This window comes from Acinetobacter sp. GSS19, from assembly GCF_028621895.1.
Classification (GTDB): Bacteria; Pseudomonadota; Gammaproteobacteria; order Pseudomonadales; family Moraxellaceae; genus Acinetobacter.
Genome location: NZ_CP117520.1, coordinates 107,498 through 123,651, shown reverse-complemented (window position 1 = coordinate 123,651; position 16,154 = coordinate 107,498). Strand labels below are relative to the sequence as shown.

Below are 16,154 nucleotides of genomic sequence, written 5' to 3'. Positions count from 1 at the left end.
AAAAACCAAATGAAGGGAATGCTTCATCAAAAAATTGTGTGTAATATCGTTATTATAACGCAAGTACATACATAATTTTAGGAATTATGATAATGAAAAAGGTTTTGACGGGCATGCCATCTTTTAATGCCTTGGGGTTAAAAAAACAGTTGCTCGCACTCGCAGTGTGCATGGGTGTTGGCCTGGTACAACTCGATACAGCTCAAGCTGCGAGTCCGAATGTCAATCCGCCTGCACTCAAGGCTAGTGCACCGAATGTCTATGTCGTGAAAAAAGGTGATACACTATGGGAAATTTCTGGAAAATTCCTAAAAAAACCATGGCGTTGGCCTGAAATTTGGGCGAGCAACAAGCACGTCAAAAACCCACATTGGATCTATCCGGGTGACCGTTTACTGTTATGTACCTTAAATGGCCGTCCACTGATTGGTAAAGATGAAGGTGATGGCTGTACCGGCATTATTCGTCGCTATTCTGGCCGTACCAATTTGCAACCGCAAATCCGAGTTGAATCACTCAACAACACCATTCCAGTAATTCCACTGGAACATATCAAGCACTGGCTAGAACGTACGGTCATCCTTGCTCCTGAGTCGTTGGAAAATACCCCTTATATCCTCGGTACAGCGGACCAACGTGTCTTGGCTGGCAAAGGACAAACCGTTTATACGCGCGGTAATGGCCTCGAAGTTGGTCAGCGCTATGCCGTCTATCGTGAAGCTGAACCTTACATCTTTACCGATGCGGAAGGCAAAAAATACAACGCAGGTGTAGAACTGCTGCAAGTGGCTTCAGGGATTGCGGTTCAAGCAGAAAATGACATCACAACGCTAGAATTAACGGACAGCTACAACGGTGAAGTGCGTCGCGGTGACCGTGTATTACCTGAATATGATGCCATGCTACCGACCTTGTTCTATCCGACTGAAGCTCAAGAAGTGACTCCAGGTGGCCAGATCATCCGTGTAATGGGTTCGATTTCTACTGCAGCACGTAACAGTGTCGTCACCCTTGACCGCGGCACCCTGCATGGCACCAAAGTCGGTCAAGTCTTTAGCGTTTACCAGCAAGGTGAAATCGTTAAAGATCCAAAAACTAAAGAGACTGTGAAACTGCCAAATCAACGTATTGGTAATGTTATGGTGTTCCGTACCTTTGATCAACTCAGCTATGCCTATGTACTCGATAGCGAGCTACCGATCAAAGTAGGTGCCAGCATCCAGCCGCCATTGATGGACGAATAAGCCGAGGATCTAGCAATGCTGCCCGGATTGAGCGCGAGCCAACTGGCTACTGTACACGTCTGGTATCTGGTGCAGCATTCGCTTTCTGCTTTTCGTCGATTAGAGCAATATTTTGGGTCAATTGAAGATGCAGCCCATCACGCCCAACTGGGTCGTTGGCAAGATGCTGGCTTGCATGCCAGCCATTTACAACGCCTTGCAGAATTCAAAACCACGACTGGACAACAACAATTTGAACGTTGTCTCGATCATCTGCTCAGCAGCAGTGACTTCGTTTTGCTGCCTGAGGATGCAGATTATCCGCAACAGCTCCAGCCCTATGCAGACAGACCACCCATCCTGTTTGGGCAGGGCCAAGCACAAATTTTAAACCTACCGCAAATTGCAATTGTCGGCAGTCGCAAACCGAGTCCACATGGTCGGCAAGTCGCTTATGATTTTGCTTATTACCTGAGTGAACAGGGTTTTTATATCACCAGTGGTCTGGCGGAAGGCGTCGATGAAGCAGCTCACCGTGGTGCGCTCTGTCAGCATCGTACGATCGCTGTGGTCGGTAGTGGACTCGATCAAACCTATCCCAGACAGAACCGTGAATTGCAACAGCAGATTGTTCAATCTGCAGGTGCAGTGCTCAGTGAATTCTTACCGGGCACCAAACCTCTTCCTCATCATTTTCCACGACGTAACCGGATTGTCAGTGCCTTGAGTCTAGGTGTGGTTGTCGCTGAAGCCAAACTGAAAAGTGGTTCATTGATCACGGCACAAGCTGCGGCGGATCAAGGGAAAATTATCTTTGCCATTCCTGGACACATCTATAGTGAACATCATCGTGGTTGCCATCAACTGATCCGTGAAGGGGCAATCTTGGTGGACCATCCCGAACAGATATTGGAAGATCTGGCTCTGCCTACACACTGGCAGATGCAGCAGCAACAAGCTCAAGCGCAATCCGCCGTTCCGGAAATTCCGGCACATTTGCACATGCTCTACCAGCAACTGGATTGGGTCGGGCAAGACATTGATTCTTTAGCTATTAAAATGGGCGTTGAAATTGCCACATTAACCAGTCAATTGATGGAACTGGAACTTTTGGGACTGTGTCAGCAACAGGCCGGACGATATCTACGTTGTCGGATAGCACAATAAAGTTCACAATAAGGCTTTCCATCAAGTACAGGTGATATCGAATGATTACAACCTCTGTGGCCGAAGCAGCAGAATGTCTGCGCCAAGGACAAGTGTTGGCCTATCCAACAGAGGCAGTCTGGGGTCTTGGTTGTGACCCGATGAATGAACAAGCTTTTTCAGAAATTTTACGACTCAAACAACGGCCCATTGAAAAAGGCGTCATCTTGCTCGCCGGACAAATTGCTCAGGTTGAACCTCTACTCGCCAACTTAACTGCAGAGATGCAACAACAAGTCATCGCCAGCTGGACTGATCGTAATCCAACTGAACGTGCCACGACCTGGTTACTCCCGGCCGATGATCAGATTCCATCCTGGATTAAAGGTCATCACAGCAAGGTTGCTGTGCGTGTCACCACCCACTCGCTTTGTGTCGCACTGTGTAATGCATTTCAAGGCTTTATCGTTTCAACCAGTGCCAATCCGGCAGGTTTGTCACCCGCTCGTTCCTTGCAACAGGCAACCCAATACTTTGGTTCAGAATTACATTACTTAAATGGGGACTTGGGCCTCAGTCAGGAACCGAGTCGCATTTTGGATGCCGTGAGCGGTGAAATTATTCGCGCCTAAAAGGATATTCATCCGATCAGGCTGAAACACAAAAGCAAGGCAAAAAAAAGCTCAGTCTTATAGTGGAGACTGAGCATGAAAAGGATGTGTTTCAGTCACATCCAGAGGGTTCGTAAATCTGGATCAATACACTCTCTGTTAAGAATAACTTTAAGATGTATTTGATATGCATATTATGATCTAAATTTACAAATTACACAAATAGATTATTTATTTAACAAATCAACTCTATATGCATGACTCATTTAGCATTTTTTCTTATTGGTTCAAATTATCTTTCTATTTTTATTCATAATTTAAAAAATATTAAGTTACAAAACTCACATAAGAGATCACTCATCCTTTACTTTTTATTAAAAAGAAAAATAGAAGAATAAATCAAATGTTCACTTTTTAATCTCTTTGAGCATCCATTCTGACCGTGAGTAAAGGGGTCGGCTTCTTTTGTGCCAGCAAAATACCGGACAAAATAACCAAACCACCAATCGTATGGGCGATCGTCCAGGCTTCATTCAACCAGAGATAAGCAATAATTGCGGTACAAATCGGCATGAGATTCATAAAAATACTGGTGCGATTGGGTCCGATTTTTTGTACGGCCAACATCCAAACTAAGGGGGCGATAATCGAAGGAAATATCCCAGCGTAGACCACACTCATAAGATTATGCTGATTCAACCGATCCAACCCTAACCAAAAAATAAAAGGTAAATGGTAAAGTAGGCTAAATGCGATCTGCACATATAGACTTTCCAGCAGCACCAGCTTTAATTGCCATTTCTTTAAAAACACCCCATAAAAGGCGTAAAAGAAGACCGCGAGCACCATTAACACATCGCCCCAGTGCACGCCCAGCTGTAACATACGGTGCAAATCCCCCTGCCCCATGACATACAGCAAACCCAAAAAGGACAAGGCACTCCCAATCAACGCGAAACGGTTAGGACGATCACGCAAAATTATCCAGGAAACCAAAACGGTAAAAACTGGAATAAAAGCATTGATAATGCCCATATTGGTTGCAGTGGTATGCTGTGCTGCGGTATACGCCAATCCCTGATACAGCACCATGCCAAAAGCACTCAGCACCGCCAACTGCTTGAGATGCGGCCGGATGACTGCACGATTTTTCCAGACACGCGGCAGCATAAACGGGCTTAACAGAATAAAGGCGAGCAGCCAGCGATAAAAGCTGATACTGACTGGCGAAATAAACTCTGCTACATAACGGGTGACCGCAATATTGAATGACCAAATAAACACAGCCATGAGCGGCAATCCCAATACCCAAACAGCTGTTTTGTTTTTGAGCAGCATATTTCATCATCCTTGATGGGAAGTATTTATTGTGCGTGAAGTCTAAAATAATGGATATACTGAATTTCAGACATTAATACCGTATCGTAGTCATGATGAGTACCTGCTCAAGGTCAGCAAACTCATCCCCTCACTTAAGTACTCTGAAGAATGGGAAGCAATCCAATGCCTCATCCGGCCTTATCTGAACTGATTGAAGTCGATGAATTCATATACCAGCAAAATGAGCAGATTCACCCGCATAGTTCACTTTGGGGAGACTTCAATTTCAGCTTAAATGGTGTACTCGAGTTTCACGTGGAACGGCAGCGTTATTTGTCACCTCCCAATTATGGACTCTGGCTACCTCCAGAAACGCCCCATCACTCTGTTGCTCTGGATCAGCTTACACATTATGTCTGTATACGAGTTCACCCTAGCCTGTGTGGGCCACTCACAGCAAATATTCAGGTGTTTAGTATCCAACCATTCTTCCGTTGTCTGGTTCAACATATTCTACAATTACAGAAAAATGGCGCACTCAACGAACCACTCAATCATGCCTTACACGTACTGTATGATCAGCTACAGCTCGCGCCACCGTACTCCCATTATCTACCCCAGAGCCAGCATCCCATTTTGCGCGAGGTGCTGAATATACTCGGGGATCCTCATCTGTTTCATCGTAGCTTGCCACAATTGTTACAGCCGTTTCAGTTCAGTGAACGGCATCTCTTGCGCTTGAGCCAACAAGAACTGAGTTTATCTTTGTCGGAGTGGCGTAACCGGGCCAAACTGATTTATGCAATGAATCAGTTACAACAGGGAATCTCGGTCAAACAATTGGCTTATCAGTTGGGCTACCAGCACAGTTCCAGTTTCATTGAATTTTTTAAACGCCATACCGGCCAAACTCCAACTCAAATGCTGAACCAATAAGAACATCATTTAAAAAAGGTTTAACGAGCGATCACCTAGAAGGCTTCAGGTCTGATACGGCCGTTTTATCTCGGATAATGAGGCATCATCCAACATTAAAAAACGGGAATCTGCTTGTAATTTGCCTCAATTCCCCTAAGACTCAGAACACTCATCGACATCATCCGACTATGCAGGAGTAAAGCCATGTCTTCAACGATTTATCATATCCCGGTAAAGACGATTGACGGTAAAGAAACCACACTTGAGCAGTATCAAGGCAAAGTGCTGTTGATCGTAAATGTCGCTTCCAAATGTGGCTTAACCCCACAATATGAAGGTCTAGAAACTTTGTATCAGGCCAAGAAATCACAAGGTTTTGAGATTTTAGGCTTTCCGGCTAATAATTTTTTAGCACAGGAGCCAGGCACAGATCAGGAAATTCAGCAGTTCTGTTCTAGCACCTATCATGTTGATTTTCCATTGTTTGCAAAAATTTCAGTGGTCGGTGAAGATAAACATCCCCTGTATCAAGCACTGACTTCAGCGCAACCTGAACGGATTGGTGAAGGTCCATGGCGTGAAGACTTGATCGAGTATGGTCTAGATCCAAATCCAGCACCGGAAATCTTATGGAATTTCGAAAAGTTCCTCATCAATAAACAAGGGGGAAGTTGTAGCGCGTTTTGCGCCGGATCTCACTGCGGATGATCCACGCATTGTAGAAGCGATCGAGGCTGAACTCGCTCAGTAATTGACCTGATCAAAAATCAGCAGAACTCTGGTGTGATGCTGATTTTTCTCAACTCTTCATCTTGCCAAAGCTTAAGCAAGTCCAACGCTTACACTTTCATAACAATGCATCCATGATTGATCTTTAACTTTGCAGTTCAATAAGACTATAAAGCTAACGCTAGCTTCTCATCAGGTGAATCTATGAAAAAATTAGTAAAAATCGCACTGCTCACCTTAAGTACTGGCATGATGGCTGTTTCTGCAATCGCAGCTCCTGTGCAGCATGCCCATGAAAACACACATGCACACATACAGAACCATCACCCTCAGGGCCAAATCCATGCTGAACAGCGCCATCGTGAAATTGTACAAAATCGTGTATTAAAACCATCACGTGACTGGAGAGCCGGTCAGGCATTACCATCACGCTATTATGGTCAGGGCTACAGAATTGACCATAAACGCTATAAACATCTTAGCAAACCAGGCAAAAATCAGCGCTGGATCCGTGTCAATGGCGACTACATTCTCATCAATACTATCAACCATACCATTCTGAAAATTATCGCGGAATAAAGTCAAATGCAGACTGAAGGAAAGTGTGTAACAGCACTTTCCCTTATTGCACCGCAAATCGATTCTGTGAAACAGAATAAACGGTCTTGTATTCAGTAGATCTGTCTCCATAGAAAAGAATAGATTCCATAACCTCTGAAAAATATGAAAAAACTACTCCAAAGTGCCCTTCTCCCCTTTAGCATTTTTGCCAGTGGTTTGCTGTTGCTCGGCTGTGAGCAGGCTAATCAACTGCACGAAGACACTGAGCCACAACAAAAGGCTCAGACGGTTGAACAACAGGTGCAAGCTAAATTGAGTGAAGGAAACTATTTGCACATGGCACGTGATGTTGCCGATATGCAGCTCAAGACAGGTGACTATATCCAACAACTCAAGCAAACTCACAGTGAATTTCAACAGGCTATTGAAGGCAAAGATCAACAGCAATTACAGCAACTGGTGGTTAACTTGGACAACCAGCTCACAGGCCTGAACCACACGCTGAATACCCTGCACTTGAAAAGCCAAGAGATCGACGAAATCCGACAAAAAATACTGCACAGCACAGAACAGGCACTTGCCTCTCCTTTACTTCAAGGAGATGTAGATTTAAGCCAAATCAATCTGCAGCAGGTAGAACAACAAATGGGGAATATTCAGGGAGAAATGCTGAAATTGGCGGCGATGCTGTTACCTAAGGGGGAGCAAGCTGAACAACAAAATACCCATCAACCCAACGAAAGCTAAATAAAAAACCACCCAAGGGTGGTTTTTTTGAATAAGACAAAAAATCTAATCACTTAAGCTAGGTTTACTACAATAACCCGATTCGGCTAACGTCAAATTTTGCACCATTTGTTGACCTGCCTGTTCATCAACAATTTTTAGGTTGGCTCCCCCGACAAAAACGCCGAGCTTGATGTACTGCTGAACAAAGTAGTTTTTGCCCGTTTCTGTATACAAGTTTAAATGATTGGGACCAAACTCCGATTCAGTCGAAATTTGATGCTCTTGATTACCCATCACTTCCGTATAAAAGAAAGTTCCTCTTGCCGTTTCGCCAATACATTTACCATCGACCCAAAGATCTTTTTTCAGTGCCGAGCCGAAAGCAGAATTGCTGCGGAACAGATATAAAGCTGCATGATCCGCTGAAGGTGGATTAAATTGTTTGATCTGGCCGACCTGCCGCATATCCTGTACAGGTGGAACGCTTGCACATCCCGTATAAAGTAAAGCGAGGCTAACCATTACAGTGATTTTTTTTAACATGGCTGACCATCCTTATTGTTCTGTAGTTCTTATTGTTTTCTGATGGTGTAACATATTTTTTGTACAAAAAAAAGCCACCTGACGGTGGCTTTTTTCAATCTCAAACCTGCAATTACATTGCGCGGTTTTTGATTTTGCGGATAGTTTCGAGCTGAGCCGCTGTTTCTGCCAAGGCAGCAAGTGCAGCAGCCGAGTCCAAATCGCTCTTCTGGTTGGCCAACAATTGTTCAGCGTGTTTACGCGCTTCAAGAATTGCTGCCTCATCCAGGTTGTGTGCACGGATTGCAGTGTCTGCAAGTACAGTCACAACATGCGGTTGAACTTCTAACACACCGCCAGAAACGTAAACGATCTCTTCTGTGCCATTTTCCAACAGAACACGGATCGGTCCTGGTTGAAGCAAGGTCACAAGAGGGGCGTGACCCGGCATAATACCGAGTTCACCACCAGCGCCTTTTGCGATCAGCATAGACACAGTGCCAGAGTAAATTGACTCTTTAACACTTACGACATCACATTGCATAGTCGCCATGAGAATGACCTCCTTAGATTAGAGTTTCTCAGCTTTAGCAATCGCTTCGTCAATACTACCAACCATGTAGAACGCTTGTTCAGGAAGGTGATCGTATTCACCAGCCAAGATACCTTTAAAGCCACGGATTGTTTCTTTAAGAGGTACATATTTACCAGGAGCACCAGTAAATACTTCAGCTACGTGGAACGGCTGAGAGAAGAAACGCTGGATCTTACGCGCGCGGTAAACAACCAATTTATCTTCTTCAGACAATTCGTCCATACCAAGAATCGCGATGATGTCTTTAAGCTCTTTATAGCGTTGAAGAACGTTCTGAACTGAACGTGCAATGCCATAGTGCTCTTGACCAACAACAAGTGGATCTAGCTGACGTGAAGTTGAGTCAAGCGGGTCAATCGCTGGGTAGATACCTTGAGAAGCGATGTCACGGCTCAATACAACTGTTGCATCCAAGTGAGCAAACGTTGTTGCTGGAGATGGGTCAGTCAAGTCATCCGCAGGAACGTATACCGCTTGGATAGAGGTAATAGAACCAGCTTTAGTTGACGTAATACGTTCTTGAAGAACACCCATTTCCTCTGCAAGTGTCGGTTGGTAACCTACTGCAGATGGCATACGGCCTAAAAGTGCAGATACTTCAGTACCCGCCAATGTGTAACGGTAAATGTTGTCAACGAACAACAATACGTCACGGCCTTTACCGTTTTCGTCTTTCTCGTCACGGAAATATTCAGCCATGGTCAAACCAGTCAACGCTACGCGTAAACGGTTACCTGGTGGCTCGTTCATCTGACCGTAGACCATTGCTACTTTGTCAAGAACGTTAGAATCTTTCATTTCGTGATAGAAGTCGTTACCTTCACGAGTACGTTCACCAACACCAGCGAATACAGATAAACCTGAGTGCGCTTTAGCGATGTTGTTGATCAATTCCATCATGTTAACGGTTTTACCAACACCCGCACCACCGAACAGACCAACTTTACCACCCTTCGCGAACGGACAAAGCAAGTCAATTACTTTGATACCAGTTTCTAGAAGTTCAGTAGAACCTGCTTGTTCAGCATAAGACGGTGCAGCGCGGTGAATCGCCCATTTAGTTTCAGACTCAACAGGACCAGCTTCGTCTTGTGGACGGCCTAGAACGTCCATGATACGGCCAAGAGTTGCTTTACCTACAGGTACAGAAATTGGCGCACCAGTGTTAGATACTGGAAGACCACGTTTAAGACCTTCAGTAGAACCCATTGCGATGGTACGAACTACACCATCACCAAGTTGTTGCTGAACTTCTAAAGTAGTTTCAGTACCGTCAACTTGGAGAGCGTCATAGATCTTAGGAACGCTGTTACGTTCAAACTCGACGTCGATAACCGCGCCGATGATCTGAATGATACGACCGCTACTCATTGCTGTCTCCTCAATTCAAATTAATAGTGTTAAACGGCAGCGGCACCGCCAACGATCTCGGAAATTTCCTGAGTAATCGCGGCTTGACGCAGCTTGTTGTAAATGAGTTGTAGGTCTTTGATCAGCTGACCAGCGTTATCGGTTGCTGCTTTCATTGCAACCATACGGGCAGACTGTTCACACGCGATGTTTTCAATCACGCCTTGATAAACCATAGACTCGATATAGCGAACCAATAAACCATTCAGCAACTCTTCTGCTTCTGGTTCATAGATATAGTCCCAACCGTATTGACGGTTAAGATTGTCGCTTTCTTTAGCTGGAGCTAACGGAACAAGTTGTTCAACTGAAGGCTTTTGTGTCATTGCGTTGACAAAGCTGTTCGATACTAAATAGATGCGATCAAGTTCGCCCTTATCGAAAGCGTCAAGCATTACTTGCACAGAGCCAGACAATTGTTCCAAATTCGGTGCATCACCGATTTGAGTTGTTGCCCCAAGCACTTTACCGCCGTAGTTTTTAAAAAACGAAACCGCTTTTTGACCAATCAAAGCAAATTGAACTTCAATTGATTGCTCACGTTGCTGCTGAACGTGCTGAACAACTTTTTTGAACAAGTTAATGTTCAAACCACCCGCAAGGCCACGATCCGAAGACACGATGATATAACCAACGCGTTTTACAGGACGGTCCACCATATAGCGGTGTTTGTATTCAGGGTTCGCTTGAACTAAGTGAGCAATTACACGGTGCATATTTTCGGCATACGGACGGCCTTGAGCCATGCGCTCTTGCGCACGACGCATTTTAGAAGCAGCTACCATCTGCATCGCACGCGTAATTTTCTGCGTGCTTTTGATACTAGCTACTTTGGCGCGAATTTCTTTTAAATTTGCCATACGCTTAACCTAGTATTCGAAAGCCCTTGCGAGCTTTCGAAGGTTGATCCGTGAACCCAAACTTCACTAAAAATTAGAAAGTTTGAGTCGCTTTGAAGTTCTCAATACCTGCTTTAATTGCAGCTTCGATGTCTTTGTTGTAATCACCAGTTTCATCGATTTGTTTCATGAGTGCAGCATGCTCTGAACGGAAGTAAGAGATCAATGCAGCATCAAAGTCTACGATCTTGTTCACAGCTACGTCAGCCATGTAACCTTCGTTAGATGCGTAAACTGAAACAGCTTGGTCAGCAATTGAATATGGCGCATATTGCTTTTGCTTCATCAACTCAGTTACACGTTGACCGTGTTCAAGTTGTTTACGAGTTGCTTCGTCAAGGTCAGAAGCGAACTGAGCAAACGCTGCCAATTCACGATACTGTGCAAGCGCAGTACGGATACCACCAGCCAATTTCTTGATGATCTTGGTTTGAGCAGCACCACCAACACGAGATACAGAGATACCCGCGTTCACAGCAGGACGGATACCCGCGTTGAACAGTGATGTTTCAAGGAAGATCTGACCATCAGTAATCGAAATTACGTTGGTTGGTACGAATGCAGATACGTCACCTGCTTGAGTTTCAATAATCGGCAATGCAGTTAAAGAACCAGTTTGGCCTTTTACTTCACCGTTAGTGAATTTCTCAACGTATTCAGCAGATACACGAGAAGCACGTTCAAGAAGACGTGAGTGTAGATAGAATACGTCACCAGGATATGCTTCACGACCTGGTGGACGACGAAGAAGCAATGAAATCTGACGATACGCAACCGCTTGTTTAGACAAGTCATCATAAATGATCAACGCATCTTCACCGCGGTCACGGAAATATTCGCCCATTGTACAGCCAGCATATGGAGCCAAATACTGCATTGCTGCAGGATCAGCTGCCGCAGCTGCGACAACAGTGGTGTAGGCCATAGCGCCAGTTTCTTCTAGCTTACGTACCACGTTTGCGATGGTCGATTGTTTTTGACCAACAGCAACATAGATACATTTAATGCCAGAGTTCTTCTGCGCGATGATCGCATCGATCGCCATCGCTGTTTTACCAGTTTGACGGTCACCAATGATCAACTCACGCTGACCACGACCTACAGGGATCATGGTATCAACTGATTTATAACCAGTTTGAACAGGTTGATCTACGCCTTGACGCCAAATTACGCCTGGTGCTACTTTTTCAACAGCATCAGTGATTTTTGCATCAATTGGGCCTTTACCATCAATTGGGTTACCCAAAGCATCTACTACACGACCTAGAAGTTCAGGACCAACCGGAACTTCTAATACACGGCCTGTGCAACGTGCTTTTTGACCTTCTTGAAGGCTTAAGTAGTTACCTAAAACAACGGCACCCACTGAATCCTGTTCTAGGTTCAGTGCCATACCAAATAAGCCGCCGTCGAATTCGATCATTTCACCGTACATTGCATCAGCAAGACCGTGAATGCGCACGATACCGTCGGATACCATAACAATGGTACCTTCGTTTTTAGCGGTCGCGCTGGTGTCCAGATCGCCGATACGCTGTTTAATGAGCGCACTGATCTCGGATGGATTCAGTTGTTGCATTGCGCTATACCTCAATCTTTTATTAGTTCAGTCTTCTTTTTCGCATTACGCAAGAAGACGAGTCCGCATTTTTTCAAGCTTGTTAAGCGCAGAATCATCTATCACTTGATCGCCTGCACGAATCACAACACCCGCGATTAACGCCGGATTAACTTCAACCTTCACAGTAACAGCAGCGTTAAAACGTTTCTCTAACGCATGTGCTAGTACTTGTTCTTGAACAGAAGTCAATGGAAATGCCGATTCAATCACGACATCCACAGTATTGTTATTCTGTGATTTAAGCTGTTCGTATTCTGCTGCAATTTCAGGCAACAACGCTAAACGATCGTTGTCAGCAAGAAGTGTCAAAAAGTTTGACACTGCTTGATTTTGTTCTGCACCTAAAACTTTGGCAAAAACTTCAACCTGTTGTACAGGAGTAAGCTCAGGGCGATTTAAATAAGCGGAAAATGCTTCGTCTTGCACCGCAGCACTGAGCACTTGTAACGCATTCGACCAATTGTCAGTTGCACCTTGCTCAGAAGCGTAAGCAAATGCTGCTTTGGCGTACGGGCGTGCCAACGTCAAGAGTTCAGCCATATTTCGCCTCGCTTAAAGTTTAGCAGCCAGCTGAGTAAGCATGGCATTGTGAGCTTCTGCGTCAACCTGTTGGTTAAGGATTTTTTCCGCACCAGCAACTGCAAGAGCAGCAACTTGTTGACGTAATTCTTCGCGAGCAGCGTTGATCTCGGTATCAACAGCTTCTTTAGCCTGTTGACGGATACGCTCACCTTCAGCAGATGCCTGGGTACGCGCTTCTTCGACCAATTGTGCTGCACGACGGTTCGCTTGTTCGATCAATTGAGCCGCTTGTGCTTTAGCTGCGTCGAGCTCAGCTTTTACTTGCGCTTGTGCATCAGCAAGGTCAGCTTTCGCTTTTTCAGCAGCATTTAAGCCATCAGCGATTTTACGCTGACGCTCACTAATCGCATTGATTAGTGGTGGCCAAACAAACTTCATGCAGAATGCGACGAAAATCGCAAATGCAATCGCTTGGCCAATCAATGTGAGGTTGATATTCATTGCTATTCCTCAAATAGTGGATTTTTGGGAATTAAGCTGATTAACCTACAAATGGATTAGCGAAGATGAAGAACAAGCCAATACCAACACCGATCATAGGCACAGCATCAAGAAGACCCGCGATTAAGAACATACGAGTTTGAAGTTGTGGAGCCAATTCTGGTTGACGAGCAACAGCTTCTAAGAAGCGACCACCCAAAAGACCAAAACCAATCGCAGTACCTAAAGCACCGAAAGCGATCAAGATAGCAGATGCAATTGCAACTAGACCTAAAGTGAGTTCCATGAAAAATTCCTCAGAGGTTAGGTGTATACCAAATTAAACTAAAAAATTGTACCTAACCGCCCATTGACAGTTAGGCAATACCATTAATGCTTTTCGCTTGCCATGCTCAAGTATACGATGGTCAGCATCATGAAAATGAACGCCTGCAACGTAATAACAAGAATGTGGAAGATCGCCCAAGGCACAGACAACGCCCATTGGATCCAGAACGGTAGTAACGCGATCAAGATAAAGATCAACTCGCCCGCGTACATGTTACCGAATAGTCGGAGTGCCAATGAGATTGGACGTGCAAGGAAAGTTACCAATTCCAAAATTAAGTTCACTGGAATCAATAACGCTTTTGCAACTGGATTACTTGGGTTGAATGGGTTAAGTGCCAATTCGCCAACAAAACCACCCACACCTTTCTCACGGATACTGTAGAACAGGATCAGTACGAATACAGACAAAGACATACCAAGGGTAATGTTCGGATCTGTAGAAGGAACGATCTTGAAGTAAACGTGATGAGGATCCATGCCAAATACACTTGCGCCAATCTGTTGAGCTACATAAGGAACCCAGTCAACAGGAATCAAGTCCATTAAGTTCATGAGGAAAATCCACACGAAAATGGTCAGTGCAAGTGGTGCAATCAAGCGTGATTTGCCATGAAAGGTGTCGCGGACACTTGAGTCTACGAACTCGATGATCATTTCAATTGCAGACTGGAACTTGGTAGGAACACCAGAGTTTGCAGCTTTCGCTACGATCCAGAACAACAAGCAGAAAATAACACCAAGGCCGATTGACCAACCCATTGAATCCAAGTGAATAGCAGTGAACCCCATCTGTTGAGCTTCTGCACCATTCTCGGCCAATTTCCAAGTACCGTCCGGCATTTTGCCATAGGTCATATTGGTCAAGTGATGCTTGATATACTCTGTCGAAGTAAGGGCATGTTCTTCAGCAGCCATAAATCACACCTGGTCAATGTCAATTACTAAAAAGAGTTAAACGAATATCGCGTGCTGCTTGATATCTCGCCACCCTCAAAAAAATTTTCAATTTCTGCTGCGCTTATACTCGTTTTTGTAGACGTGAAACCCAAAACGGAGCGACCCACGACATGGCCTGAACGAGGATAAAACCACAAAACAATGCGACCGGTGACAGCGGTTTGACATTGCTTAAAATTAAAATGAATCCAACGATCACAATTGCAAATTTGCCGAGCATTCCGCGGTACATGTTCGAAAGAACCTGTTTCGACGCTCGTGCACCTGCCGCCCTAAAGGATTGCCATGAGAAATAAACACTGGCCAGCCAGCACACCAATGCACCAAGTGCGGCGCTCAACGCTGCTGTAGAGTCTTTGATTGCCCACGCTATCAAGGCTGAAACAGGTATCATTATGGCTTGCAAGAGGACTAAAGCTTTCGCTAATCGTCGGTCAATCAAGCGACTAGTTCGGCTCATTTATTATCCACTCACAGCGCAAATGCTTGACAAGTTTAGCTGATGATCGTTTTTAATCGCAGGCATTATAGAGTTACACCCCTGAACATGCAATCTTTTCCGACCTAAGTCTTGTTTTTTCAGATTCTCAAATAACCGGTTAGAATTTACTCAACCGGCTATATTTGCATCATTTTTGCGCATTGGCTACACATTTCTGCACTTGAATGGCCAAATTTTGCCAGGCCTGCACAAAATTTTTCTCTGTACTCATGCTTTCATCGACGGCCTGGAAGCGTACAGGATTAATCTTCTGGTACTGATTCTGGCTGGCATGAGCTTCCGCCAGTAGGCACATCTGGCGCTGTGGACGATGGTCATTCAGGTATTTGATTTGCGCAATCGTGGGTGCTACATGCGGCTCATCGGTCATTGCACCGGCAAATTTGAGATGCAAAGGCTGCTCAAGATATTGGTAGGCATCATGATAGGACCAGTAATGATAACTGTTCCGGCTACGCTGATATGGTCGCGCCACTTTGAGCAAGTCATGGGCAAATTTTTTCGCATTCTGCCAGTAAGCGGCACGGTGCTGCGGATATTGCTGGGAGCGCAACGCTGCAATAAAGAAACCGATCCGCACGGCATTATTCGGATCCAGCCAAACATGGGTGTCCATGGTATTGGCTAGTGGTGCTCCGCGCGTTGTCCGCTGCGGTAAAATTTTCATGATGCCCGAATCCAAAATAGAAATCGCTTTGCTCTGATTGGCCAGCAGTTTCTGTAAAGGTGCCTCATGGGCCTGACCTAACCAGATGACTAGACTGGCATCCTGTACCATTTTGCGATGTTCTGGGGTCAGTTGTACATCATGTCCAGACTGATTGCCTAATAATAAAGTGGGCTGTTCGACGCCTTGCGTCACTTGCTGGGCAATCAGGTAAACCGGATGTGTGGACACCACCAGACCCTGAGACCAGCTCAGCGGACTTAGCAATGCCAATAAACACAATGCAAGAAAACGAACCATGCGCAACGCTAACCCAAAATTTGAATAGACGTTATAATATAACATCCGAAGAAAAATGCCTATGCCTGACGCAACCGGTTGCAGCCATGTT

The 16,154-nt window shown here is 45.0% G+C and carries 18 protein-coding genes and 1 pseudogene; 7 read left to right on the top strand and 12 right to left on the bottom strand.

Annotated elements, in window-relative coordinates; genetic code table 11:
* Positions 1-92: 92 nt before the first annotated feature.
* The 3 genes from PGW99_RS00665 to PGW99_RS00655 are packed head-to-tail and all read left to right on the top strand — an operon-like array spanning position 93 to position 3,001.
* Positions 93-1,244, top strand: a complete 1,152-nt coding sequence (locus PGW99_RS00665) for a LysM peptidoglycan-binding domain-containing protein (protein ID WP_273778158.1) — start codon at positions 93-95, stop codon at positions 1,242-1,244.
* 15 nt (positions 1,245-1,259) lie between these two features.
* Entirely contained in the window at positions 1,260-2,390 is a 1,131-nt protein-coding gene (gene dprA, locus PGW99_RS00660) for a DNA-processing protein DprA (protein ID WP_273778157.1), read from the top strand.
* A 41-nt stretch (positions 2,391-2,431) separates the two neighbouring features.
* Entirely contained in the window at positions 2,432-3,001 is a 570-nt protein-coding gene (locus PGW99_RS00655) for a Sua5/YciO/YrdC/YwlC family protein (protein ID WP_273778156.1), read from the top strand.
* Between the two features lie 393 nt (positions 3,002-3,394).
* Here the strand turns inward: PGW99_RS00655 and PGW99_RS00650 are convergent, their stop codons facing one another.
* Complete coding sequence (locus PGW99_RS00650; protein ID WP_273778155.1) at positions 3,395-4,318, bottom strand: DMT family transporter; 924 nt, start codon at positions 4,316-4,318, stop codon at positions 3,395-3,397.
* 165 nt (positions 4,319-4,483) lie between these two features.
* Here PGW99_RS00650 and PGW99_RS00645 point away from each other — a divergent pair, with 165 nt between their 5' ends.
* From PGW99_RS00645 to PGW99_RS00630, 4 genes and pseudogenes are all read left to right on the top strand, one after another.
* Complete coding sequence (locus PGW99_RS00645) at positions 4,484-5,236, top strand: AraC family transcriptional regulator (protein WP_273778154.1); 753 nt, start codon at positions 4,484-4,486, stop codon at positions 5,234-5,236.
* A gap of 186 nt (positions 5,237-5,422) precedes the next feature.
* A pseudogene (locus PGW99_RS00640) lies at positions 5,423-5,969 on the top strand (glutathione peroxidase).
* 182 nt (positions 5,970-6,151) lie between these two features.
* The gene (locus PGW99_RS00635; RefSeq protein ID WP_273778153.1) at positions 6,152-6,526 is read left to right on the top strand and encodes an RcnB family protein; all 375 of its coding nucleotides are present in this window, start codon (positions 6,152-6,154) and stop codon (positions 6,524-6,526) included.
* 144 nt (positions 6,527-6,670) lie between these two features.
* On the top strand, positions 6,671-7,255 hold the full coding sequence (locus tag PGW99_RS00630; protein WP_273778152.1) for a hypothetical protein: 585 nt from the start codon (positions 6,671-6,673) through the stop codon (positions 7,253-7,255).
* A 45-nt stretch (positions 7,256-7,300) separates the two neighbouring features.
* Here PGW99_RS00630 and PGW99_RS00625 read toward each other — a convergent pair whose 3' ends face one another.
* The 11 genes from PGW99_RS00625 to PGW99_RS00575 all read right to left on the bottom strand — a co-directional run bounded on the left by PGW99_RS00625 (position 7,301) and on the right by PGW99_RS00575 (position 16,063).
* Entirely contained in the window at positions 7,301-7,780 is a 480-nt protein-coding gene (locus PGW99_RS00625) for a DUF2846 domain-containing protein (protein ID WP_273778151.1), read from the bottom strand.
* Between the two features lie 112 nt (positions 7,781-7,892).
* Entirely contained in the window at positions 7,893-8,312 is a 420-nt protein-coding gene (locus PGW99_RS00620; protein ID WP_273778150.1) for a F0F1 ATP synthase subunit epsilon, read from the bottom strand.
* Positions 8,313-8,330: 18 nt separating this feature from the next.
* The gene (gene atpD / locus PGW99_RS00615) at positions 8,331-9,725 is read right to left on the bottom strand and encodes a F0F1 ATP synthase subunit beta (RefSeq protein WP_273778149.1); all 1,395 of its coding nucleotides are present in this window, start codon (positions 9,723-9,725) and stop codon (positions 8,331-8,333) included.
* A 29-nt stretch (positions 9,726-9,754) separates the two neighbouring features.
* Positions 9,755-10,624, bottom strand: a complete 870-nt coding sequence (atpG, locus tag PGW99_RS00610) for a F0F1 ATP synthase subunit gamma (protein ID WP_273778148.1) — start codon at positions 10,622-10,624, stop codon at positions 9,755-9,757.
* A 73-nt stretch (positions 10,625-10,697) separates the two neighbouring features.
* Positions 10,698-12,242, bottom strand: a complete 1,545-nt coding sequence (gene atpA / locus PGW99_RS00605; protein ID WP_273778147.1) for a F0F1 ATP synthase subunit alpha — start codon at positions 12,240-12,242, stop codon at positions 10,698-10,700.
* 45 nt (positions 12,243-12,287) lie between these two features.
* Positions 12,288-12,824: a F0F1 ATP synthase subunit delta gene (locus PGW99_RS00600; protein WP_273778146.1), complete on the bottom strand. Its 537-nt coding sequence runs from the start codon at positions 12,822-12,824 to the stop codon at positions 12,288-12,290.
* Between the two features lie 12 nt (positions 12,825-12,836).
* Complete coding sequence (locus PGW99_RS00595) at positions 12,837-13,307, bottom strand: F0F1 ATP synthase subunit B (RefSeq protein ID WP_273778145.1); 471 nt, start codon at positions 13,305-13,307, stop codon at positions 12,837-12,839.
* 40 nt (positions 13,308-13,347) lie between these two features.
* Positions 13,348-13,593: a F0F1 ATP synthase subunit C gene (gene atpE / locus PGW99_RS00590; RefSeq protein ID WP_000424060.1), complete on the bottom strand. Its 246-nt coding sequence runs from the start codon at positions 13,591-13,593 to the stop codon at positions 13,348-13,350.
* Between the two features lie 83 nt (positions 13,594-13,676).
* Positions 13,677-14,552, bottom strand: coding sequence for a F0F1 ATP synthase subunit A (atpB, locus tag PGW99_RS00585; protein WP_273778143.1), 876 nt, complete (start codon positions 14,550-14,552; stop codon positions 13,677-13,679).
* Between the two features lie 103 nt (positions 14,553-14,655).
* Complete coding sequence (locus PGW99_RS00580; RefSeq protein ID WP_273778141.1) at positions 14,656-15,054, bottom strand: ATP synthase subunit I; 399 nt, start codon at positions 15,052-15,054, stop codon at positions 14,656-14,658.
* A 169-nt stretch (positions 15,055-15,223) separates the two neighbouring features.
* Positions 15,224-16,063, bottom strand: a complete 840-nt coding sequence (locus tag PGW99_RS00575) for a metal ABC transporter substrate-binding protein (protein ID WP_273778139.1) — start codon at positions 16,061-16,063, stop codon at positions 15,224-15,226.
* Positions 16,064-16,154 lie beyond the last annotated feature (91 nt).

Excerpts from the sequence above, each read along its gene's own strand:
- PGW99_RS00665 (WP_273778158.1), top strand. The coding sequence starts at position 93 with ATGAAAAAGGTTTTGACGGGCATGCCATCTTTTAATGCCTTGGGGTTA.
- dprA (WP_273778157.1), top strand. The coding sequence starts at position 1,260 with ATGCTGCCCGGATTGAGCGCGAGCCAACTGGCTACTGTACACGTCTGG.
- PGW99_RS00655 (WP_273778156.1), top strand. The coding sequence starts at position 2,432 with ATGATTACAACCTCTGTGGCCGAAGCAGCAGAATGTCTGCGCCAAGGA.
- PGW99_RS00650 (WP_273778155.1), bottom strand. The coding sequence starts at position 4,318 with ATGCTGCTCAAAAACAAAACAGCTGTTTGGGTATTGGGATTGCCGCTC.
- PGW99_RS00645 (WP_273778154.1), top strand. The coding sequence starts at position 4,484 with ATGCCTCATCCGGCCTTATCTGAACTGATTGAAGTCGATGAATTCATA.
- PGW99_RS00635 (WP_273778153.1), top strand. The coding sequence starts at position 6,152 with ATGAAAAAATTAGTAAAAATCGCACTGCTCACCTTAAGTACTGGCATG.
- PGW99_RS00630 (WP_273778152.1), top strand. The coding sequence starts at position 6,671 with ATGAAAAAACTACTCCAAAGTGCCCTTCTCCCCTTTAGCATTTTTGCC.
- PGW99_RS00625 (WP_273778151.1), bottom strand. The coding sequence starts at position 7,780 with ATGTTAAAAAAAATCACTGTAATGGTTAGCCTCGCTTTACTTTATACG.
- PGW99_RS00620 (WP_273778150.1), bottom strand. The coding sequence starts at position 8,312 with ATGGCGACTATGCAATGTGATGTCGTAAGTGTTAAAGAGTCAATTTAC.
- atpD (WP_273778149.1), bottom strand. The coding sequence starts at position 9,725 with ATGAGTAGCGGTCGTATCATTCAGATCATCGGCGCGGTTATCGACGTC.
- atpG (WP_273778148.1), bottom strand. The coding sequence starts at position 10,624 with ATGGCAAATTTAAAAGAAATTCGCGCCAAAGTAGCTAGTATCAAAAGC.
- atpA (WP_273778147.1), bottom strand. The coding sequence starts at position 12,242 with ATGCAACAACTGAATCCATCCGAGATCAGTGCGCTCATTAAACAGCGT.
- PGW99_RS00600 (WP_273778146.1), bottom strand. The coding sequence starts at position 12,824 with ATGGCTGAACTCTTGACGTTGGCACGCCCGTACGCCAAAGCAGCATTT.
- PGW99_RS00595 (WP_273778145.1), bottom strand. The coding sequence starts at position 13,307 with ATGAATATCAACCTCACATTGATTGGCCAAGCGATTGCATTTGCGATT.
- atpE (WP_000424060.1), bottom strand. The coding sequence starts at position 13,593 with ATGGAACTCACTTTAGGTCTAGTTGCAATTGCATCTGCTATCTTGATC.
- atpB (WP_273778143.1), bottom strand. The coding sequence starts at position 14,552 with ATGGCTGCTGAAGAACATGCCCTTACTTCGACAGAGTATATCAAGCAT.
- PGW99_RS00580 (WP_273778141.1), bottom strand. The coding sequence starts at position 15,054 with ATGAGCCGAACTAGTCGCTTGATTGACCGACGATTAGCGAAAGCTTTA.
- PGW99_RS00575 (WP_273778139.1), bottom strand. The coding sequence starts at position 16,063 with ATGGTTCGTTTTCTTGCATTGTGTTTATTGGCATTGCTAAGTCCGCTG.